Annotated in this window: 18 protein-coding genes; 1 reads left to right on the forward strand and 17 read right to left on the reverse strand. The window is 40.0% G+C overall.

The genetic code is table 11. The features are described 5' to 3' along the window. Positions 1–58 precede the first annotated feature (58 nt). The 17 genes from HHO41_RS11570 to HHO41_RS11650 form a co-directional block, all read right to left on the reverse strand. The gene (locus tag HHO41_RS11570) at positions 59–1,099 is read right to left on the reverse strand and encodes an ABC transporter substrate-binding protein (RefSeq protein ID WP_169098706.1); all 1,041 of its coding nucleotides are present in this window, start codon (positions 1,097–1,099) and stop codon (positions 59–61) included. A 13-nt stretch (positions 1,100–1,112) separates the two neighbouring features. Further along, positions 1,113–1,436: a 4Fe-4S dicluster domain-containing protein gene (locus HHO41_RS11575; protein ID WP_169098708.1), complete on the reverse strand. Its 324-nt coding sequence runs from the start codon at positions 1,434–1,436 to the stop codon at positions 1,113–1,115. 13 nt (positions 1,437–1,449) lie between these two features. Beyond that, positions 1,450–3,072: an FAD-dependent oxidoreductase gene (locus HHO41_RS11580; protein ID WP_169098710.1), complete on the reverse strand. Its 1,623-nt coding sequence runs from the start codon at positions 3,070–3,072 to the stop codon at positions 1,450–1,452. A gap of 443 nt (positions 3,073–3,515) precedes the next feature. Next, on the reverse strand, positions 3,516–4,136 hold the full coding sequence (locus HHO41_RS11585) for a nitroreductase family protein (RefSeq protein ID WP_169098712.1): 621 nt from the start codon (positions 4,134–4,136) through the stop codon (positions 3,516–3,518). A 15-nt stretch (positions 4,137–4,151) separates the two neighbouring features. Then, positions 4,152–5,372 carry an MFS transporter gene (locus HHO41_RS11590; protein ID WP_169098714.1) on the reverse strand — a complete coding sequence of 407 codons (1,221 nt, stop codon included), beginning with the start codon at positions 5,370–5,372 and terminating at the stop codon, positions 4,152–4,154. Between the two features lie 15 nt (positions 5,373–5,387). After that, positions 5,388–6,233, reverse strand: a complete 846-nt coding sequence (locus HHO41_RS11595) for an ABC transporter permease (protein ID WP_169098716.1) — start codon at positions 6,231–6,233, stop codon at positions 5,388–5,390. A gap of 110 nt (positions 6,234–6,343) precedes the next feature. Continuing rightward, entirely contained in the window at positions 6,344–7,690 is a 1,347-nt protein-coding gene (locus tag HHO41_RS11600; protein ID WP_169098719.1) for an LLM class flavin-dependent oxidoreductase, read from the reverse strand. Between the two features lie 59 nt (positions 7,691–7,749). Further along, the gene (locus HHO41_RS11605; protein ID WP_169098721.1) at positions 7,750–8,781 is read right to left on the reverse strand and encodes an ABC transporter substrate-binding protein; all 1,032 of its coding nucleotides are present in this window, start codon (positions 8,779–8,781) and stop codon (positions 7,750–7,752) included. Between the two features lie 14 nt (positions 8,782–8,795). Then, a complete protein-coding gene (locus tag HHO41_RS11610; RefSeq protein ID WP_169098723.1) occupies positions 8,796–10,133 on the reverse strand; it encodes an LLM class flavin-dependent oxidoreductase in 1,338 nt (445 codons plus the stop codon). Positions 10,134–10,184: 51 nt separating this feature from the next. Then, positions 10,185–11,024, reverse strand: coding sequence for an ABC transporter permease (locus HHO41_RS11615; protein ID WP_481747094.1), 840 nt, complete (start codon positions 11,022–11,024; stop codon positions 10,185–10,187). Positions 11,025–11,039: 15 nt separating this feature from the next. After that, complete coding sequence (locus HHO41_RS11620; protein ID WP_169098725.1) at positions 11,040–11,849, reverse strand: ABC transporter ATP-binding protein; 810 nt, start codon at positions 11,847–11,849, stop codon at positions 11,040–11,042. A 419-nt stretch (positions 11,850–12,268) separates the two neighbouring features. Next, positions 12,269–13,582: an O-acetylhomoserine aminocarboxypropyltransferase/cysteine synthase family protein gene (locus tag HHO41_RS11625; protein WP_169098727.1), complete on the reverse strand. Its 1,314-nt coding sequence runs from the start codon at positions 13,580–13,582 to the stop codon at positions 12,269–12,271. Between the two features lie 57 nt (positions 13,583–13,639). Further along, positions 13,640–14,596: an ATP-grasp domain-containing protein gene (locus HHO41_RS11630; RefSeq protein WP_169098729.1), complete on the reverse strand. Its 957-nt coding sequence runs from the start codon at positions 14,594–14,596 to the stop codon at positions 13,640–13,642. 28 nt (positions 14,597–14,624) lie between these two features. Further along, positions 14,625–15,677, reverse strand: a complete 1,053-nt coding sequence (locus HHO41_RS11635) for an LLM class flavin-dependent oxidoreductase (protein WP_169098731.1) — start codon at positions 15,675–15,677, stop codon at positions 14,625–14,627. Positions 15,678–15,784: 107 nt separating this feature from the next. Next, positions 15,785–17,122, reverse strand: coding sequence for an LLM class flavin-dependent oxidoreductase (locus HHO41_RS11640; protein ID WP_169098733.1), 1,338 nt, complete (start codon positions 17,120–17,122; stop codon positions 15,785–15,787). A 14-nt stretch (positions 17,123–17,136) separates the two neighbouring features. Then, on the reverse strand, positions 17,137–18,342 hold the full coding sequence (locus HHO41_RS11645; protein ID WP_248278436.1) for an acyl-CoA dehydrogenase family protein: 1,206 nt from the start codon (positions 18,340–18,342) through the stop codon (positions 17,137–17,139). Positions 18,343–18,675: 333 nt separating this feature from the next. Next, positions 18,676–19,944, reverse strand: a complete 1,269-nt coding sequence (locus tag HHO41_RS11650) for a DUF445 domain-containing protein (protein ID WP_169098737.1) — start codon at positions 19,942–19,944, stop codon at positions 18,676–18,678. Positions 19,945–20,105: 161 nt separating this feature from the next. Between HHO41_RS11650 and HHO41_RS11655 the strand changes: the two genes are divergently transcribed. Beyond that, positions 20,106–21,386: an acetyl-CoA hydrolase/transferase family protein gene (locus tag HHO41_RS11655; protein WP_169098739.1), complete on the forward strand. Its 1,281-nt coding sequence runs from the start codon at positions 20,106–20,108 to the stop codon at positions 21,384–21,386. Positions 21,387–21,546: the final 160 nt, after the last annotated feature.

The raw sequence follows: 21,546 nt of genomic DNA on the forward strand, positions 1-21,546 counted from the left end.
ATCACCCCTTATTATTTAATCAGAAAGGGCATACGACTATGCCCTTTCCCCTGACAAACTATTTATCTCGTAAAATCCAATCCTTTAACTCAAAGTCTTGTTTAATGAATTTTTGTTCAACAAGGAATTTTTTCGTTCCTTCTAATAGTTTGAGACCTTCTTCAGGGAAGCTTTCTTCGGTAATGTTTTCTAACGGAAGGCTATCTTTTACTACATCCAAATCATGCTTTGTTACGTCAGCAACATATTGATAAAATTCATCTTCATGTGCCTTTAAGTCCTTTACCGATTTTGTCCTGGTCTCATTCCATACAGATAAAAATTTAGGATTTTCATCCAACCATTTTTCAGTTGCCACAATCACTGAACTTCCAGTTAAATGAGGTGTGGATTTACTCGCCTGTTCAATTAATGGGAAGCCAAGCTTCAAATGCTTCGGACCATTAAAGGTTGGGAAAGCATATGCTTGAATATCACCACGCTCTAATGATGCCGCCGCTTCTGTTGGCAATAATGAAACCACTTTGACATCATTTAATAGATTATTTTCTTCCAAAAGTCCGATTAAGTAACGGAACATATATGAGCCATTTGAAGTGGCAACCGTTTTCCCTTTTAAGTCTTCAACTTTAGTAACGCCATTTTTCTTATTTGTAACAAGCCAAATATCGGAATGAATGTTGGCAAAACCAATTAATCTTGTTTTTTGACCTGAACTTCTCGCAAGTAGGCTAGGAGTATCACCAAAGATACCTAAATCTATTTCCCCTGCAGCAACAGCTTCATTTAGATTTGGACCATTAGGAAAGGCAAAATATTTAATATCGGTAATCCCGATTTTCTTTAATTCCTCCTGCAAATAGCCCTTTTCAATTGCCCAGCCTTCTGCCCCAGATACAGCTGGTTTGCCTCCGTTTGTGTTACCACTTGCATTAATATAGCCAAGTCTTAACGTTTTACCTTCCTTAGTAGTTTGTGAAGCTTCATTGCTTGATTTTTCTGTACCAGAGCTTTTCGAATTTCCACTGCACGCTGTTAAAAGGAAAACGAACAACGTCATTAACACGATTAATCCCTTGAATTTAACTAACTTCTCCATTGTCTCCACTCCATTACCTCAGATAAAATTTATAAAATAGGTCGTCACTGGCAGTTGATTTTTGGCCTTTCTCCCAGCCAACATTTTTCCGATAACTGCCTAGTAGTTCTTTTTCTTCAATTTCATGCGGGGAGATTTCCTCAGATTCTTCCGCATTAGGTCCGACGTATAATGCATTTACTGGACAATAAAGCTCGCACATATAGCATGTCTGGCACTCACTTTGCCGGGCTATAATCGGGACTTGATTATCCCTGGCCTCAAAAACATTGACTGGGCAAACCTTGACGCATTGATTGCATTCAACGCATTTTTCTTCGACTAATAATTCAATCAAACTGATTCACTCCTTAACTATTTTGAAATAGACGATCAGCTGTCACTCTGATTTCGTCTAAACCGCTTGTAATTAATCGATATTGTTGTTTATCATCTATGCTTGGATAATCAAGACGTTTATGCATTCCTCTTGTTTCTTTTCTTTCCAAAGCAGTGGTATACATAAAGCGCGATGTCGCAAGCATTGCCGCTGCTTCACGAACTCTGACAATATCCCGATCTGCTTCACCAAGCGTTTCTCTTGCTTCTTCCCATAGGTTATTTAATCGTGTCAATGAAGGGGTAAGCTTGTCACTCGTTCTAAATAAGTTAATATCTAATGGAGTTACTTCAGCTTGAACCAACTTTGTTAATTCATTTGCGCTTAAATGATCTTTGCTTGCAGCTTGTTGCTGAATGCCTACTACTTGTTTGCGTTTGAGGACACGATTATGCTTTTTACGGTTAAAGGTTAATGCGTATTTCGCAGCTGCATCACCTGACCATTGCCCAGATGAAATGGCCCATGCAGCATTATAACTTCCACCGCCAGTAAAGCCACCGCAAATTAATTCTCGGGTTGCGGCATCGCCTGCTGCGTATAAGCCAGGTACTTTTGTGGCGCACGTTTCATCAACAATTCGAATTCCACCTGTTCCCCGAACCGTTCCTTCTAAGCGCAACGTCATTTCAAAGCGATTCTCAAACGGGTTGATCCCCATCCGGTCGAATTGAAGAAAGAAGTTTGGTTGCGCCACTCTCATCCATTTTTGCAAATTAGGATCAGTTGCTTTATCCAACTGCGCATACACTTTTTGTCCTTGCAATAATGCTTTCGCAATGACAGATCTGCCTCTTTGCGAGCCAGCGCCGACAACAACACTTCCATCCTCATAAGTAAATGAAGCCCAATTATAAAATGCTGTTTTCGTGATTGAGGAATATTTCGGTGCTAAGGCATAAGCATTTGAGAATTCCATTCCAGAAAAATCTGCCCCTGCTTCAGAAGCCAATAAGTAGCCATCACCAGTTAACACATTGCAGCCCAGTGCTTTGCTTAAAAAGGCGCACCCGCCAGAAGCGATGACAACCGAGCTAGCTTGAATCGACCAAACTTGATTTGTCTGAGAGTTTATTCCAGCCGCACCTGCAACCCCATTTTCATCATATAAAAGCTCAAGGACTGGACTGTGATCAAGAATCGTCACTTTGGCACGATTTAATCTTTTTCGTAATAATCTCAAATATTCTGGTCCTTGCAGACTGCGTTTATGGGCAACCCCGTTCTCATCTACTGGAAATGGATAACCCCATTTTTCTAATTGGTTAACATTTTGGTAGGTTTGGTCCAGAACTCGCTTCATCCAGCTCCGTTCCGCCAAATAACCACCCAACGCTTCACGGCTTTTCATCGCTTCTTCGCGCGCAGCTTCATCGGGTTGGATGTACCAGACCCCATTTCCTGACGGTGCTGTTGCACCACTTGTTCCGCAATAACCTTTATCAACAAGGATGACTGAGGCACCATGCTCTGTTGCTGCTAGTGCTGCCCAAGCTCCGGCAGGTCCCCCACCAATCACGAGTACATCGGCTTTTCGCTTGACGTCATATAATTGATTTTCTAACTTGTATGTTGCGTTCAATTCAACTGCCATTTTCTCATCTCCCTAAATGTTGTAAATAACAGAAAAAGACCTCCTAAAAAAGGAAGTCTCCAGTGGTCTGGTCAACTTATGACTATATAGTTCTTTTTCTAAAATTAAACTCTTTAAACATGAATGTTGATTTCCGCTTCAGGCACTTCGCGCACCTTAGGGGCTAGTTGGGAGCCTCCTCGGCGCCTTCGCGCCTGCGGGGTCTCCCATACCAGCTACTCCCGCAGGAGTCTTCGTGCCTTCCACTCCAATCAACTCGCGTAAAATCAATACTAAGTATTAACTCAGCCAAAATTTAAAAAAGGTTTATTCCCCTCAAATGAAGGAAATAAACCTCTAATGGATTAGTCGGTTTAGAACAAATTTCTATTTATTCCGATTTGATTACTTAGATTAATAATTATATTAATCTGATTTTTAGCAATTGTCAATTGCTTTTTATTTTATTTATTGACTTGGAAAATATTCTCTTTAACCGACCGTCTTGTATTTGGTTTCTCTAATTTTTGAAAATCGTCCTGTAATGATTCCAAATCCCCCTTGTATCCAAGCGCAATAACTACCTGTAAGTCAATATCTTCTGGGATATTGAGTATTTCTTTTGCCTTTTCTTTATCAAATCCGCCAATTGCCCGTGTTGAAAGTCCTAAAATAGTTGCTTGTAAAGCCAGATTTGCCCACGCAGCTCCCGCATCAAAATCATGAAAATGATTTGGTTCATTATTAGCTTTCTTATTTTTCGAAGCTAAAAGAATTAACACCGGCGCCTTGTTTGACCACAATTGATTCCTCGGATGAATAAATTGGTTAAAAATTGTCCGCTCTTCGTTTGTGCGAGCTATAATAAATCTCCATGGCTGCTCATTACTTGCAGAAGGTGCCCAAGAAGCTGCTTCTAAAATAGTAACAAGGTCTTTCTCCGCTACTTTTTCTCCTGAGTATGAACGCGGAGACCACCGACTTAAAAACAACGGATGAACTTCGCTTTCGGCTTTTCGATATTCTGCTACTACATCTTCTCCCAATGTAATATTTGATAGCTTTCTAGTTTTAATGTTTGTCATCATCTATTCCCCTTTTCATTCAGTTTGAAGTTTTAATTCATCTTTCAATAGTTGCTTTGGCTTTCTCTGAATCACAAACACAATGATTGATGATATGAAAAATAACAATCCCGTTGTGTAAAATACGAATGGGATTGAAGCAATACTGCTGACTGTTCCGCCAAATACAGGACCAATTACATTCCCCAAAAACTTAAAGCTTTGATTGTAGCCCATAACCTCGCCCTGTACTTCCACTGGGGTCTCACGCCTAATAAACGCGATCATGATCGGCAATAGCCCGCCTGAAGAAATTCCGAACAAGACGCGCAAGGCGATTAGTTGCCAAAGTGAGGTGACAATCGCTTGTGGTACTACGAAAAAGACACTGAGAAACAACAAACCAGTTAATACTTTTTCATAGCCAATTGTATCCGCCAATCTTCCCCAAAAGCGGGTAAACAAAAAGGTTCCAATTCCTGTTGCACTAAAGGTAATCCCGGCAAGAAAAGATACATTTCTAGCATCTGTCAACTGGGCAACATACAGAGACAACAGCGGTTGTATGCTAAAGTTTCCGATTTGGACCAAGGCCCCAACCAACATGATGTTAACTAATAATCGATGGTGAAAGATTGCCAGAATGATATTTTTTCGTGAGTAGTTAGCGTGGTTGTTCGAATTTTTCACATCAGCTTCATGAATCCCAAACGTGATGATCACCGCTGCAAGCGAAAGCGTAATCGCCGTTAACAGGAATGTATAACTAAAACCAACAGCATCAGCCAATAATCCGCCAATCATCGGACCTAATAAATGACCTCCAACACTTCCCATTTGTAAAGTTCCGAGCGTTTTGCCTGCAATCTGAGTCGGTGTATTTTTACTGACAAATGCGTTAGAGGTGGAAATAAATCCAGCAACAGTTCCCATGATGAGGCGCAAAAAGAAGAGCTGTTCAACACTGTGCACATAATTCATTAAAAAAATACTGGTTGCCATCCCGAAGCAGTTCATAATCATGATCGGCTTATACCCGTATTTATCCGCAAATCGACCCCAAATGGGAGACATAATAAATGCCGAGATAAATGTTGCACCAAAACATAAGCCTGCCCACTTTTGGATATCATTTGTTGAGTAGTCACCTAATGTAGCAATATATAGAGAGATAAAGGGCATAATCATTGTCATCGAAGCTGCGACAATAAAATTTGTTATGAGCATTATTTTTAAATCGAATTGTTTGTTTGGCAAAACATCACATTCTTTCTATTTTGGAAGCTGCTTCCATCTTGAAAATCTTTGTTCTAATAAAATTAACCCTTGATTTACAATCAAACCTAGTGCCGAAATGGTTAAAATTCCTGCATACATTTCAGCAATTTGGAAATTAAATTGCGAATAGGTAATCAAAAAGCCTAAACCTTCTCTTGCCCCAACCATTTCTGCCGCAATTAACACCAAAATACACCCAGTCCCAGCCATCCGAATTCCGGTGAATATCGAAGGAATCGATGCTGGAAAAATAACTTTCAAAAACAATTTAAACGAAGAAACATTCATTGAGCGGGCGGATTTTATTAGTAACAGATCAACGCTCTTTACGGCAGCAATCGTATTTAATAATATCGGAATAATACAAGCGTAAAAAACGATGGTGATTTTCGATATTTCACCGATCCCCAAAAACAAAATAAAGACGGGTAACAGCGCCAATCTTGCCGTATTCCGAAAGACCTCAAATGTTGGATTTAATAAGTCTCTTACCAAAGGATACCATCCAATCAATAATCCAAGCGGAATTCCAATCAGTAATGCTAAACTAAAACCTGCCAAGGAGCGCCTGATGCTCGCTGAAAACTCTACCCATAAATCTCCAGAAACGGCCAATTCCCACCAGGCTTGCAAAACTTCTGTAAATGGCGGGCAAAACGCTGGATTAATAGAACTAAAACGCGATGCATTTTCCCATAATAATCCTAATAAAATTAATACGATCGACCGTTTGAACAGGGTAAACACCCATTTAAACGATTCAAGCTTTGGACGATGTCCCGGGCCAGTTTGCTTATTTAATTCTTCGCTTATTTCTAATTCAGGTGCGATTGATGCCACTTATACCCCTCCTTTTTTAGCATAAAAAATATAAAAGAGGCTCACACTTTTGTACTGGACAAAAAATGTGAGCCTCTGGATGACCAGTGGGCATGTATACTCCTAAATTGTTATCGTGTTAACGATGCTTTTGTGAATTGATTTTCCGGACGTTTCAAACCTAAATTCTCTCTTAAGGTTGCGCCTGTATACTCAGTTCGAAATATACCACGTTTTTGCAGCACCGGAATGACGTAATCAACGAAATCAGTTAATCCTGTTGGGAACACAGGCGGCATGATATTGAAACCATCAGCAGCACCATTCTCAAACCATTCTTGTAATTGATCGGCGATTTGTTCTGGCGTTCCGATTATTTCTCGATGGCCACGTGCGCCTGCAATATGTTGGTATAATTGGCGAATCGTTAAGTTATCCCGCTCTGCAATGTCTTTCACTAATTGGAATCGGCTTTTATTACCATTTATTTGTGATACATCTGGCAATTCAGGTAATGGGCCATCAACCGGATAACCTCTTAAATCTACGCCTAAATGGTTAGACAATCTCGCTACTCCGACTTCCTCCGGAATTAAATTTAGAAATTGTTGACGTTTTGCTTGGGCTTCTTCTAACGTTTGCCCAATGATTGGAAAAACTCCTGGCATTATTTTTAGTTCATCAGGATTTCTACCATACTTGGCCATCCGGCTTTTAACATCGCGATAGAAAGCTTGTGCTTCCTCTAAAGTTTGCCACGCTGTGAAAATCACCTCTGCTGTTTTTGCTGCTAATTCTTTTCCGGCTTCCGAAGATCCTGCTTGAACAACAACCGGATGCCCTTGAACAGGGCGAGAAATATTTAAGGGTCCCCCTACTGATAAATATTTCCCTTCAAAATTAATCGGATGAACCTTGGATGGATCAGAATAGATACCTTCCTTTTGGTCAAAAACAATCGCCTCATCTTCCCAGCTATCCCAAAGCTTTTGAACCACATCCACAAATTCATGTGCTCGTTCGTAACGCTCCTGATGAAGCACTTCATTGCTAAGTCCAAAGTTACGAGCCGCTTCCTTACCAGCGCTTGTTGTAACAACATTCCACCCTACACGACCATTGCTTAAATGGTCTAATGAAGCAAATTTTCTTGCAACATTGAACGGTTCATTGTACGTAGTCGAAACAGTACCGACAAGTCCAATATTTTTTGTCACTGCTGCAAGTCCTGATAATAGTGTAAAGGGTTCAAAGCGTGCCGTAGATTCATGTGCAAATGCTTTGTTCGATGTACGAGCAGATACACCATCCGCAAGGAAAACCATATCAAATTTGCCACGTTCTGCTGTTAATGCCTGTTCTTTAATAAAGTCAAAATTTAGAATATGCTCCTTTTGCGCATCTGGATGGCGCCATGCAGCAGCATGATGTCCTGGCAACATAAAGAATGCCCCTAATCTCATTTGGTTTTTCCCCATTACAATCACTCCTAATAATCAGATTATTTTTATAAAATTAGTCAGAATTAAACAAAAAATTATTTTGCAAAGGAATTAAATTTATTTGTATATAATTCTTCTAATTTTACTTGTCCTTTCTTCAATTGCTTATCGTTCACCAAGTAATCAACCCAAACTGTGTATTCTTTCGGTTGGATGACTCCACCCTTTGAAGCAACACCAAAGCTTTTCCAATATTTAAGATTTGCGGTTGGTTCATTATTGTTGCGGCCTTTGACTATTTTTTCTAAACGTTGAATAACTTCTTCTCTTGGCGTTGTTTTCGCCCACTCATGTGCTTTTGCAACACCTTCAACAAATGTTTTTACTGTATTGGGATTTTCTTTAATATAATCATCAGCAAAGAAATAACTACCAGCTGTAAATGGACCACCATAAATATCTAGATCATTAGTAATTTCTCTAATTCCACCTTTTTCTAAAGCTAAATCTTTTGCAAGCTCAGATAATCTTACTGCATCATTTTGTCCACTGCGAAGAATTTGTTCGGCATTGGCCGTCGGAATCACGACTAATTGCACTTTATCTATTTCTTTTTCCGTTAAGCCCTTATCCCGTAAATACTGAACATTAAAGAATTCAGCTTGCGCACCTAACGTATTGACACCAACTTTTTTACCAATTAAATCTTTTGCCGTTTTAATTGGACTATCCTCAAGAACAAATAATCCACCCTTTGTAACTTCGTCGACACCATAAGAACCGATGACCGACTTAATCTTCACACCTTCTGAAACAGATTTAATGACTGCTCCGTTAAAAGCATTCCCAAAATCTATTTGTTTTGTGGCTGTTAGCTGAATGTCTTCTGGTCCCCCTGAAGAGCTACCGGCGTTTTCAAGCTTTATATCCCCTAAGTAACCTAGGTCCTCAGCCAGTTCAGCTATTTCAACACTTCCAGCCGCACCGGAATATTGTAATACCTTATCTTCCTGCTTAGTCTTAGAATCGCTGCCTGCGGCTGTCTTTTCTGATGAGCAACCTGATAAAATACCTCCAGCTAATGCTGTTAATAATACGATTGGTGCAAGTTTTTTTGCTATCCTCATTTCGCACACTCCTCTCAAACTGTTTGTGATTGTTTCTTATTTGGATTTTCAGGAACCTTTAGTCCGAGGTTTTCACGTAAAGTTGCGCCTTCGTACTCGGTTCTGAATAATCCACGACGTCGAAGTTCTGGAATCACCAATTCGACGATATCATTAAAGCCTTCTGGATAAGTCGGAGGCATAATATTAAATCCATCTGCGCCTTCATTTAAAAACCATTCTTCTAATTGGTCGACTATCTGCTCTGGTGTTCCGACGATTTCACGATGACCCCGAGCACCTGCAATATGTTCATATACTTCGCGAAGGGTATGTAGGTTTTCCCTTTCAGCAATTCGGCGGATAATACTAGACCGGACTTGAGGATTCGTTTTGTCTTCATGCTCACCCGGCTCAGGTAATGGTGCATCCACATCAAAACCAGATAAATCCTGACGTATGAAATTAGATAAATAGGCTAAGCCAACTTCTGGTGATATATAATTGTTTAATTGCTTACGCTTAGCAAGCGCCTCTTCCTCTGTCTTGGCGACCGTAATAAACACACCCGGCATAATTTTTAAGTCTTCTCGATTACGACCATATTTCGCTAACCGCCCTTTTACATCCCTGTAGAAAACTTGTGCCTCTTCTAGCGTTTGCCAAGCGGTAAAAATCACTTCAGCTGTTTTCGCAGCAAGTTCCTTTCCTGCTTCTGATGAACCAGCTTGAACGATGACCGGATGACCTTGTGGTGTTGATGGAGAATCCAATGTTCCTTTCACGTTAAACCACTTTCCTTTATGATCAACAGGATGGACTTTAGCTAAATCTAAATATCTTCCATTTTCCCGATCATTAATGATAGCGTCAGCTTCGATTGAGGACCACAGCTGTTTGACTACCTCAACAAATTCCTCAGCCCGTTCATAGCGATCGGCGTGTGCCAAATGTTTTTCTTTGCCAAATAACAGCGCTTCGCGATCATTATTCGATGTGACAACATTCCAAGCCGCGCGCCCCTTCGATAAATGGTCAATTGCACTAAACTTGCGAGCCACATGAAATGGTTCATTGTAAGTTGTCGTTAAGGTTGCTGTTAATCCGATATTTTTAGTTGCTGCTGCTAATGCCGAAATGAGAATGACTGGGTCAAGTTTCAATGCATTTGATGAACCCTCAGAAACGTTTGAGCCAAATACGTCAGCAAAAAAGATCGTATCAAATTTTGCCTCTTCTGCTTTTTGGGCAATTCCAGTCAAAAAATCTAGATTAAAAATACTGTCTGTGGCAGCACCAGGATGGCGCCAGCTAGCAACATGTTGTCCTGGTAGTTTAATAAATAATCCTAATTTCATTTGTTTTTTCGTCATTCCCATCACTCCTATAGAATTAATCAGTTTTATTTTAAAAAAAATATTATTCTACTTATTTAGATTAGGTTGTTGCTTCCACTTCGAAAATCTTTTTTCCAACGAGGTTAATCCAAAATTAACAAGTAACCCCAACATCGAAATTGTTAAAATGCCTGCAAACATTTTTGCAATCTGGAAATTATTTTGCGCAAAGGTAATTAAATATCCTAATCCTGCTTTTGCACCAATCATTTCTGCCGCTATTAACACTAAAATGCATCCCGTACCTGCCATGCGAATTCCAACAAAGATGGTAGGAAGCGCTGCCGGTAAAACAACCTTTGTAAATAACTTAAACGCTGATAGATTCATGGACCGAGCCGATTTGATCAGCAATGGATCAACATTTTTCACACCAGTTATCGTTAGTAGTAAGATTTCGGATGTTGAAGCGTAAAATACAATCGCAATTTTCGATGCTTCCCCAATCCCAAGGATTAACATGAACACTGGTAACAGAGCTAATGTCGCAGTGTTTCGGTATACTTCAAATGTCGGATTTAATAATTCCCTTGCTAATGGATACCATCCAATTAGTAATCCAAGCGGAATCCCGACTACCAAAGCTAAAAGAAATCCATAAATTGACCGTGTTATACTCGTCGAAAAATGTGTCCATAGCTCACCTGATAAGACCATTTCCCCTCCTGCTTTTATTACTTCTAAAAATGGGGGAAGATACTCTGGATTTACCAATCCGGTGCGGGGGGCGATTTCCCATAACGATACTAAAATGATTAACAAAATGGATTGCTTAAATAGCTTTGCTGTTAACTGAAAAATAGAAACGGAGGAAGTTTTGGTCTGCTTTGGTTCTTCAAATTCTATTTCTCGGACTATAGTAGCCACAAAGAATCCCTCCCTCTAAATATTTGCCCCCACAAATTCTTGCTCATGTAACAGGTTCCATACTTCATGACGTGCACTAATAAAATCTGGAGTAGCATGAATATCTGCAACATCCAACCGATTGGTTAGAGGAATATTGACTATTTTCTTTACTGAGCCTGGATTAGCTGTCAAAACGACCACTCGCTGACCAAGATATACAGCCTCGTCTATCCCATGTGTAATGAATAGAATTGTTTTCCTAGTTTTTTCCCAAATTCGCAAAAGTTCGGCTTGAAGGGTTTCACGTGTTTGTGCATCAAGTGCTGCAAACGGTTCATCCAAAAGAAGCACATCCGGATTAAAGGCAAGACTCCTGGCAATCGCCACCCGCTGCTTCATACCACCTGACAATTCATGAGGATATCGATCTGCGAATTGTTTTAATCCAACCAAATCTAAATAATAATCCCCCAATTCCTTCCATTCACGTTTCGAAATGCCCTTCGCCTCTAGTCCAAATTCAATATTTCCTCGAGCAGTTTTCCATGGGAACAAAGCATATTGTTGAAAAACTGTACCTCGGTCTAATCCTGGACCCGTAATTTCCTTCCCATCGATTAGAATACGCCCGTGGCTTGGCTTGGTTAAACCACCTAACAGATCGAGAAGGGTTGATTTACCGCATCCGCTTGGACCAACCAGGGTAATAAATTCCCCATCATGAACGGTGAAATTTATATCCTTTACCGCAGTGAATTCTTTCGTGCCATTTTTTTTAGTTTCATCGCGGATGGGGAATGTTTTAGTGACATGATCAAATCGTATTTTTTCAACAGCCGACATCGACTTCACTCCTAACTTTTTGATAATAAAAATGGCTCACATTTCAGTTTTTCAACTGATTTATGTGAGCCTCTCGGACGACCTGTGGGCTAGACTAATTCCATATTGTTTGAGCAAACTATCCAATACCTTCACGCCTTCACCCCAATCTTTTTTTACTATACATATAGTTATAATAGGTTTTAAAGGTATGTTTCATTTTTTCACGATCCTTCACTTATGATGATAACAAAAAGGCTCACATTTCAGTTGTTACTGAATCATGTGAGCCTCTTGGACGACCAGTGGGCAGGAGATCTATTTTATTTTATTGGATCGCTTTTTTGAAAGATTTAAAACCTATTAAAACTATAAGTTTAATTTACCACATATTTCTATATTGTCAACATGTATATGTTAAAAAGTTAATGTTTTTAAGGTTACCTTACTTTTTCAGCCGTCTGACTTGCTAATTTCAACGCTTGGTCGATATCAGCCAAAATATCGTCAACGTCTTCAAGTCCAACTGAAATCCGCACCAATTCAGGCGTGACCCCACTGCGTAGCTGTTCATCTAATGTTAACCGCGAATGAGAAGTGCTCGCCGGATGGATCACCAATGTCTTCGAATCACCGATATTTGCCACATGACTCAGGAGCTTAACTGAGTTAATAAATGTTTTGGCAGGCTCTAAGCCACCCTTAATCCCAAAACTGAATATTGACCCAGCACCCTTAGGCAAATACTTCTTAGCCAGTGAATTCTGCGCGTCTCCCGCTAGTGTTGGATAATTCACCCACTCTACTTGATCATGTTTAGCCAAATATTCAGCAACTCGCTGGGCGTTATAAACATGCTGCTTCACCCGAAACGATAACGACTCTAAGCCTTGAATAAATAACCAACCATTAAACGGGGATAAAGACGCACCTAAATCATGGCCCAACTCGAATCGGACCTTGGTAATAAACGCTCTGTTATCGGCAACTTCAACGAACGAGCGTTGGTTTAAATTTGGATTAACTTCCGTTAACTCAGGAAATTTTCCGTTTGTCCAATCAAACTTACCCCCATCAACAATTGCCCCACCGATCGACGTACCGTGCCCACCAATAAATTTCGTCGTCGAATGAATCACAATGTCAGCTCCAAACAGAATTGGCTTAATTAAATATGGAGTGGTGAAAGTATTATCAATCACAAGTGGAATACCATGACGATGAGCAAGCTCACTAAGTCCCTCAATATCCGCAATCTTCAAACTTGGATTCCCGATTGTTTCTGTATAGACGGCTTTTGTTTTTTCGTTTATCGCTGATGCAACTGCCGCGAGATTATTGCCATCTACAAAACGAACCGTGACCCCAAACCTCGGAAATGTCTTTGTAAACAATGATACTGTGCCGCCATACAGTGCGCTAGTGGCAACAATTTCATCCCCTGCTTTGGCGATTGTCAATAATGCTAGGGTGATGGCTGCTTGTCCAGATGAGACCGCAAAGGCTCCTACACCACCCTCCAGTGCCGCCAGCCGCTTTTCAAACACATCGATGGTTGGGTTGGAAATTCGGGAATAAATATAGCCTTCCCCCTCCATTTTGAATAAGTCAGCTGCGTGTTCCGTATTATCGAAAACGTACGACGTCGTTTGATAAATAGGTACTGCCCGAGAGCGGGTAATCGGATCTACCGTTTGACCTTCGTGCAAGGCGATTGTATCAAAATGGAATTGGTTCTGTCTTCCATCACTCATTCTTATAACCCCCTTTATTTCACCACGTTCGAATCCAGTTCCACTCGAACCCCAAGACTATGACTCTAATGAAACCTCTTGAAGTTGCGCGAGTTGTCCACCTAAGAATTTACTCAACTCGAGCATTCCATATTGCTCAGCTGCTTTTTCTGCATCGCTATTGTAATTCGTATTCGTATTGATGTCGTAAGTGTATACTTCACCCTGCGCATTTCTGATAAACTCAATGCCTGCAACTGTGATATGATTTTCTTTTAAAAATTTCTCATATTGAGCAACAATTGGATCATTGAAGTCTCTTTGAATCTGAAACTTCGGTTTTTCTTCTACCTTCTCTCCAACTGGGCAAAATAAATCTCCGATGTTGCACGCATCTGCCGGGCATAGTTCGAATCCACCTGATGTATCAACTTGAACCGCGTAGACAAATTTGCCTCCGATAAATTCGCAACGGGTAATGTATTTCTCAGGCGAGTCTATATACTCCTGAATGAGCATAATCCCATCAACCGGTTCATCAAAGCTTGATCCATAAACATAATCTTTCAATGCTTCAATCGAATAGAATAATTGAACACCTAAACCCTTACCTGCACGATTATGTTTGGTAATAAACGATTCTGTTGCTAACTTCTCAGCTGCTTTAATGATATTTTCTTTCCCAACGGCAGCCAAAGTTCGCGGCGTTTTTATGCCTGCTTTTGTCAATGCAGCATATTGTTTCACTTTGCTTAACTCAAGGCTAAGCGCATTACTTCCATTAAATACTTTTCGACCATGCTGCCCTAACCAAGCAAATAGATTATCAGCTAATTCAGGTGCATAGCGATGATCCCGCGTATGCGATGAGGCACTCATTCGACTGTAAAAGATTCCCTGTGGCGGTACTTCTGATAAGTCAAACAGGCCTTTGCTTAAATGCCATTCTTCAAACGGTAACCCTAATTCTGTTAATCTGTTTGTTAAATGAACAGTCCATTCACTGTTCTCATGAATAATATATATCTTACTCATTGTGAATCTCCTCATCTGTTAATTTATTTCATTTCGCCTTTACTTGCTGACGCTTAAGCTCGACTAACGGAATAACTTCCTCTGCAAACCGTTTCATTTCCTCTAAATGTGGTGAGAATTGTAAAATTAACAAACCAAGACCCGCTTTTTCAAACGCCAAAATTTGCTCAGCGATTTGCTCTTTCGTGCCGACTAAATTTGGACGTAAACCACGATTGGATACAGAATAATCTTGCAACGCCAAATCAATTTCAAGCTGTGATTTATTTTTAAAATCGTCATATCCAGCATAACCGCTGGTTGCTTTCACATCAGTTATCCGCGCAAGCTCTGCTGTTGCCTCTGCTTCGGTATCACGGCAAATCACATAAGCGGCCATCCCGAATCGAGAAAAAGATTCCTTGCCAGCCTCTTGTTTTAAACGCTGCATTTCTGCTATTTTATCGGCAATTTCTGGAACGGTTCCACCATGCATAACGTAGGCATCGCATTTCTCCACAATCGCCTTTTTACCGCGCTCACTTTCTCCTCCCGCGTAAAGAATAGAATGCGGGCGTTGCACTGGCTTTGGATATAGTCTCGCATTTTCAACGTGGTAATACTTACCATCATAGGAAAAGCTATCTTGAGTCCATAGACCTTTTAAGACATCAATATATTCCTCGACCCGATCATATCGATCATCGTGAGCTGTGAACTGACCTGAATATTGGCGTGCTTCCTCTTCCCACCATGCTGATACGAGATTTAAATTAAAGCGACCATTACTGATATGATCAATATTTGCCGCCTGCTTGGCAATGACAGCTGGATTGTGATAGCCTGGTCGAATCGCCGTTAATATTTCGATTTTTTCCGTAACAGCTGCTAAAGCAGCTGCTGTTGACCATGCATCAAGGACATCTGCCTCCGGACCTTTAATATCATTTAAAAATAGTTCAGGAACGAGCGTCATATCAAAACCAAGCTGCTCTGCTGTTTGAACAACCTCCTTCACATATTCAAAGGTCGCAGGCATATTTTCGTTTTCAACATTTCGCAACCAGCCCCCAAAAATAGGTGCCCAAAATCCATATTTCATCTTAATACCTCGTTTCATATACATCAAAAGACTTTTCTTTGATCGTAATTTCATGTTTTTCTCTGTGTTTTCATATATGTTTAGTTGGTTTTATACAAATAACAATGCTAGGCCTCAACTTTAGTCTGGACTTTTGGAAAATCTAAGCCAAGGTGCTCACGTAAGGTATTTCCTTCATATTCAGTTCTAAATACGCCACGATTTTGGAGTTCTGGAATCGAATAATCGACGAAGTCCTTCACACCACCAGGGAAGTACGGGAATTTTACATTAAATCCATCGCACGCACCGTAAAGGAACCATTCACTTAATTTTGCTGCAACAGCATCACCTGAATCGACAACGAATAAATGGCCCTGACTTTGCACAAAGTAATTAGCTAATTGTCTAATCGTTAAATTCTCTTTTCTTGCCAAATCTGCCAGTAATTCAAAACGGCCCTTTTCGCCATTGACTTGATCAATACTTTTTAATTCTGGCAAATAATCATCTGGTGCATACTGTGATAAGTCGTGCTCGACATAGCGTGACAACCAACCGATTCCTAATTCAGGTAAAATGAGTTCTTGGAAGTGCTCAAATTTTTCTTGAGCTTCTTGTTTTGTTTTACCTACAAACGGAACAATTCCCGGCATGATGGCAAACTGCTTCGGATCACGACCAAACCTTGCAACCTTTTGCTTCATCACATCATACTCAAGCTTTGCTTCAGCAATCGTTGAAGGTGCAATCGTAAATAAAATATCCGCGTGTTTCGCAGCAAACGCTCGACCATCCTCAGATGCACTTGCTGTTACAATGACAGGATGTCCTTGCGGCGATCGTGGAATGTTTATTGGGCCTTTTACTTGATAAAATTTCCCATTATGATGAATCGGGTGAATTTTGCTAGCATCAAGGAATTGTCCTGTTTCACGATTAATCAGGAGTGTGTCATCCTCCCAGCTATCCCATAATTTCTTGGTTACCTCAACGAATTCAGCCCCCTGTTCATAACGGAGTGAATGTTCAAGCTGCTTTCTCAGACCGAAATTTTCTGCTTCATGATCATGTGCAGTCGTCACAACATTCCATGCCGCTCTCCCCCCACTCAAGTGATCAATCGTTGCAAATTTTCTCGCAACATTAAATGGATGATTAAAGGTCGTCGATAACGTTGCAACAAGCCCAATTTTATTGGTTACAGAAGCCAAAGCCGCCATCACCGCTGTTGCTTCCAAGCGAATTTGTGGAGTATAAGCAATATCCTCATCATTGTGGGCCAATACATCGGCTAAGAAAAGCAAATCGAATTTTCCCTTTTCAGATAGCTCCGCAATTTCCTTGTAAAGGCTTAAGCTTGTTACCTCTTCTGATTGTGTTTCCGGATAGCGCCATGCCGCTAAGTGATGTCCCAAAAATGTTTGAAAAAAAGCACCTAAATGCATTTTTCTTTTCTCGCTCATTTTCATACCCCTTCTTAAACTGTAATGGATGAAATAATTTTATTCCTCTGATACTGTTCAATAGCAGTTTTCGCAGCAAGACTGACGACCATATCATTTAACGGTGGGTTATAAGCGCCGCATTGAACATCACGGAAATATCGTTCCAGAGGTAAATCCTTTGATAATGAATGGCCACCCGCAATACTCATGGCCAACTCAACTACTTTTTTGGCGTTGTTGCACACTGAATATTTCGTAATCGCAACTTCTGTTCCTAATTGATCTCTCACCTGAAAATGCGTATCCCATTTTTCAGCTAACCCGTATAAAATGGCTCTAGATACTGTTATTAAAATCTCGATTTCACCTAATTTTTCCTGTACATGTGGTGCTTCTATGATGTTTTTGCCAAGGCTTGGAGAAAATCTTTCCTCTGCATATTGGATAATGAAATCTCTCGCAGCGGTTGCAATCCCAAGATAAATTGCCGGTAGCTGCAGCGTATAAGCACTGCTGTGGCCGGTAAACCGATTTGGCACGTCCTTAACAGAATAGGCTAACAATGCCTCTTCCGGGACAAAAACGTTGTTAAGTTCAATGTCTTGGCTGCCTGTTCCCCTCATCCCAAGCACATTCCAAGTATCAATTACTCTAACTGAATCATTTTTTTCAATGAGGAATTCTGCTACTTTATCTTCCTCCTCGAGATAGGCTAAAACTGTAAAATGGTTTACGATTGGCGCCAAGGTCGCAAATGCTTTTCTTCCATTAATGATGTAACCATTAGCAGTTTTTCTTGCAATCGTTGCCGGTTTGCCTCCTCTAACTATATTTCCGGAGGCACGTTCAGTCGCATAAACATTTAATAATGAGCCCTCCTCAACCGCAGCCTTGCACACACGTTCAAATACACTCTCCTTCCATGGACGGAAATGACTTAAACTGAAAAAGGTCATTAAATGCCAACCAACCCCTAGTGCTGTTGAACCAGATGCTTTTGCCAATCGTTCTTGGACTAGCAAAATTTCATATAATGATAATTCCTCACCACCGTATTGTTTTGGAATCGTAAGTTTAAAAAAGCCTTGCTTTTCCAAAATTCGAAAATGCTCGAACGGAAATTCACCGGTTTCATCGTATAATGAAGCGGTCTTTTGAATTTGTGCTGCTACACGCTCAGCGTATTCTACTAATCTGGCATCCCGCTCATTTCGAATCGTTTGATTACTTACGCTCAACATTCTCTCCCCTTTTGATTGCTAGATTTTTTGCTGATCTTCGCTAAAGTCTTGCGGCTTCCGTTCCAATCAACAAGGAATAAATCAGTCAATTAAAAACAAAAAAGCCTTAACCTCAAACCCTATGTGGATTTGAAGTTAAGGCCTCTGGTTTTCCAGTCAGCTGTTTTTGTTTTTAATCTCGTTTATTCCTATCAGTTTAGTAGATTTTAACAACAATCATTTATGATGTCAATACACTTTCCACCATTATTCACCAATTTTTTCAAATGAATGAAAAAATGAAAACAATTCCTCCGTCATTTTTTATGGAGGAATTGTTCTTTGTTTACGTTACATTAATCTAACAATCGACTGGATTCCAGTAAGGAAAATCCCAATGAAAAAGCCACAAACAGCACCATTGACGCGAATCCATTGCAGGTCTTTACCGATGTTGTTTTCCATTGTATTGATAAGTGTTTCATTATCAAGCTTATCCAGGTTTTCTTTTACAAGCTTTCCGATTTGTTCGTGGTTGTTTTCAACTAATAATGAAATTTGTTTTTGGAGCCAAGTATCAATTCGAGCGTCCTGTTCCTTAACATTAGCTAAAATGTTCTCGACTAACGGCATAAGATATCGATCGCAAAAGGCATCATCTTCGACGAGTTCAATTGCTGTTAACTTAAACTGCTTCAATGTTTTTGAGATGGTTTCGTCTGGCTCCCAATTTGCCAGGAATTGATTTTTCCATTTATTTAAGCTTGCCAGTAAATCATCATTTTCTGACGCTTTCTGTAATTCGTTTCGAATATAAATAAGAATAGCATCCCGATTAGGATCATTGGGCTTTTGCAAGCTATTCACGCCACTGAGCAATAACTTCTTCACAATACTACCAAGCTTTTCTTCGCTTAATAAATTCCTCATTGAATTAAGCGCAAATTGAAGAATACCGTCTACTTCAATTTTATCGAGCATATTCATGGATACAGAGCCTAGTTTATAGGTCGTCTCTCTTTCGTTTAACCAATTCTCTGCCTTTACGAGGACTCCGTCTAATGCTCGCTCATCATATCGTTCTTTTAATAAGTGATCACTAACAGTTTTCAAGATTTTGCTTGTATTGATTTTTGCAGCATTAGCGAATAGTTGTTCTTTGACAACTGGGGTTAATTTGTCGACATCAATATAGTCAATCAATTTTTTCATGACAGTGACCAACCCTTGACGGAACGCTTCTGTATGAAGCTCTTTTTCAATCTTTCCGATAAAAATATCTGTAAACTTGATTTGCTTAATTTTATCCTGAATGCTTTCCTTTGAAAGCCAATCGGTTTTAAGCGTTGTAACAAGCCCATTTGTCATTCTGTCACGATTTTTGGGAAGTAGTGCTGTATGTGGAATTGGAATCCCAAGCGGATGCCGAAACAAAGCTGTTACTGCAAACCAGTCGGCTAAACCGCCCACAAGTCCCGCTTCAAAGCCTCCTTGTAATAAATTAACCCAGAAATAGTCTTGATAAGGAATCGTTCCTAAAAATCCTACTCCCATCACTAATAATGAGTATCTTGCAATTTTCTTTGATTCTTTCGATTTTGTTGTCATCATACCAATCATCCTATTTTCATTAATTCCAAAATCCGGGGGTTATTTACACAATCCCCAGAAATCGCCTTGTTCTTATATATAATAACAATATTTTGTCGTGTAGTTCTACTTTTTAGTGTATCTCTTTGGTAAACTACTATTACGACATATATGATGAAAGGATTTTGCGAATGGATCTGTATAAAGACAAACAAAAAGCAATCGGAGAAATTCTCGCCCTTATACCTGATGATTCAGATCTAATCATTCCACTTGCTAACGGAGAACCTGATTACATTTTATCTACCATTGATGAAAATCCACACCGTTTTTCAGCTCTTCGCATCCATCAAATGCTCGAATTAAAAGACAGAAAATACATGCATGGAATTCATCCACAAATTCAATACATTTCCTATTTCTTAAATCGTTTTGCCCGCAAAGCGTTCGCAAATGGAACGTGTGAGCTTATCCCAAATCATTTTCATAAAATGCCGAGACTTTTAGAGCAGACGACAAAGAAACCGGTTGTCATTTGTCAGGCAACACCCATGGATGAAAATGGCTATTTTTCACTTGGCCCAGAAGCGGCTTACTCAGCTTATTTTATCGGAAAAGTTCCGTTTATATTAGAAATCAACGACTTTATGCCCCGAACTTTCGGCACTAATTCAATCCATCTTTCACAGGTTTTAGGATTTGTTCATGCCAATAAACCTTTGGTGGAATTACAACCGGCGCTTGTTACAGAAACTGATCGCTTGATTGCCGAGTATGTTGCAGAACAGATTGGTCATGGTTCGACACTTCAAGTCGGAATTGGTGGGATTCCTGATGCTGTTGTAAGTCTACTAAAAAATCATCGTGATTTAGGGATACACACTGAAATGCTAACAGATGGTGTCGCCGAACTTGCCAAAATCGGAGTTGTAACCGGTGCGAAAAAACAAACTCATCCTGGTAAGATCGTTGCGACATTTGCATTTGGTTCAAATAAGCTCTATGAGTTTATTAATCATAACGATGGTTTGGAAATGCTCCCAGTCAATTATGTTAATGACCCTCGGGTAATCGCCGGAGAAGACAATATGATCTCAATCAACGCTACCACCGAGGTTGACTTTTATGGACAATGTGCCTCAGAAACCGTGGCTGGAAAGTATTACAGTTCCACTGGCGGTCAAACTGATTTTGGTAGTGGGGTTCAATTTGCCAAAAACGGGAAAGGCTTCATATGTCTCCACTCCACTGCCAAAAACGGAACGATGTCGCGGATTAAACCAGCGCTCACATCTGGTTCTGTTGTATCGACTTCAAAAAACGATGTTGATTATATTGTTACAGAGTTTGGAATTGCTCAATTGAAAGGAAAAAGCCTTTCACAGCGCACAAAAGCCTTGATTAATCTCGCCCATCCCCAGTTTCGTGAGGAATTAATGCATGAGGCCAAGAGTATGCACCTCATGATCTAAACATCACATTGAAAAATAAACACTTCATGTTCACAAAAGGACAGAAACCCCGAATTTTTCTGGTTTCTGTCCTTTTGTTTTTCTAATAAAACAAAATGCACCTCCACTTCCTCAAAAAATCCCAACAGATTCAAAATATAGATATTTCAATAAAATATTC

Origin of the sequence: Bacillus sp. DNRA2 (assembly GCF_012843265.1) — a bacterium.
In the GTDB taxonomy this organism is placed as follows: domain Bacteria; phylum Bacillota; class Bacilli; order Bacillales; family Cytobacillaceae; genus Bacillus_BU.

Bases quoted from the DNA above. Each gene is read 5' to 3' on its own strand.
- HHO41_RS11625 (WP_169098727.1), bottom strand. From the start codon at position 13,582: ATGAGTGATGGAAGACAGAACCAATTCCATTTTGATACAATCGCCTTG.
- HHO41_RS11580 (WP_169098710.1), bottom strand. From the start codon at position 3,072: ATGGCAGTTGAATTGAACGCAACATACAAGTTAGAAAATCAATTATAT.
- HHO41_RS11620 (WP_169098725.1), bottom strand. From the start codon at position 11,849: ATGTCGGCTGTTGAAAAAATACGATTTGATCATGTCACTAAAACATTC.
- HHO41_RS11640 (WP_169098733.1), bottom strand. From the start codon at position 17,122: ATGAGCGAGAAAAGAAAAATGCATTTAGGTGCTTTTTTTCAAACATTT.
- HHO41_RS11655 (WP_169098739.1), top strand. From the start codon at position 20,106: ATGGATCTGTATAAAGACAAACAAAAAGCAATCGGAGAAATTCTCGCC.
- HHO41_RS11610 (WP_169098723.1), bottom strand. From the start codon at position 10,133: ATGACGAAAAAACAAATGAAATTAGGATTATTTATTAAACTACCAGGA.
- HHO41_RS11585 (WP_169098712.1), bottom strand. From the start codon at position 4,136: ATGACAAACATTAAAACTAGAAAGCTATCAAATATTACATTGGGAGAA.
- HHO41_RS11600 (WP_169098719.1), bottom strand. From the start codon at position 7,690: ATGGGGAAAAACCAAATGAGATTAGGGGCATTCTTTATGTTGCCAGGA.
- HHO41_RS11650 (WP_169098737.1), bottom strand. From the start codon at position 19,944: ATGATTGGTATGATGACAACAAAATCGAAAGAATCAAAGAAAATTGCA.
- HHO41_RS11570 (WP_169098706.1), bottom strand. From the start codon at position 1,099: ATGGAGAAGTTAGTTAAATTCAAGGGATTAATCGTGTTAATGACGTTG.
- HHO41_RS11605 (WP_169098721.1), bottom strand. From the start codon at position 8,781: ATGAGGATAGCAAAAAAACTTGCACCAATCGTATTATTAACAGCATTA.
- HHO41_RS11635 (WP_169098731.1), bottom strand. From the start codon at position 15,677: ATGAAATATGGATTTTGGGCACCTATTTTTGGGGGCTGGTTGCGAAAT.
- HHO41_RS11630 (WP_169098729.1), bottom strand. From the start codon at position 14,596: ATGAGTAAGATATATATTATTCATGAGAACAGTGAATGGACTGTTCAT.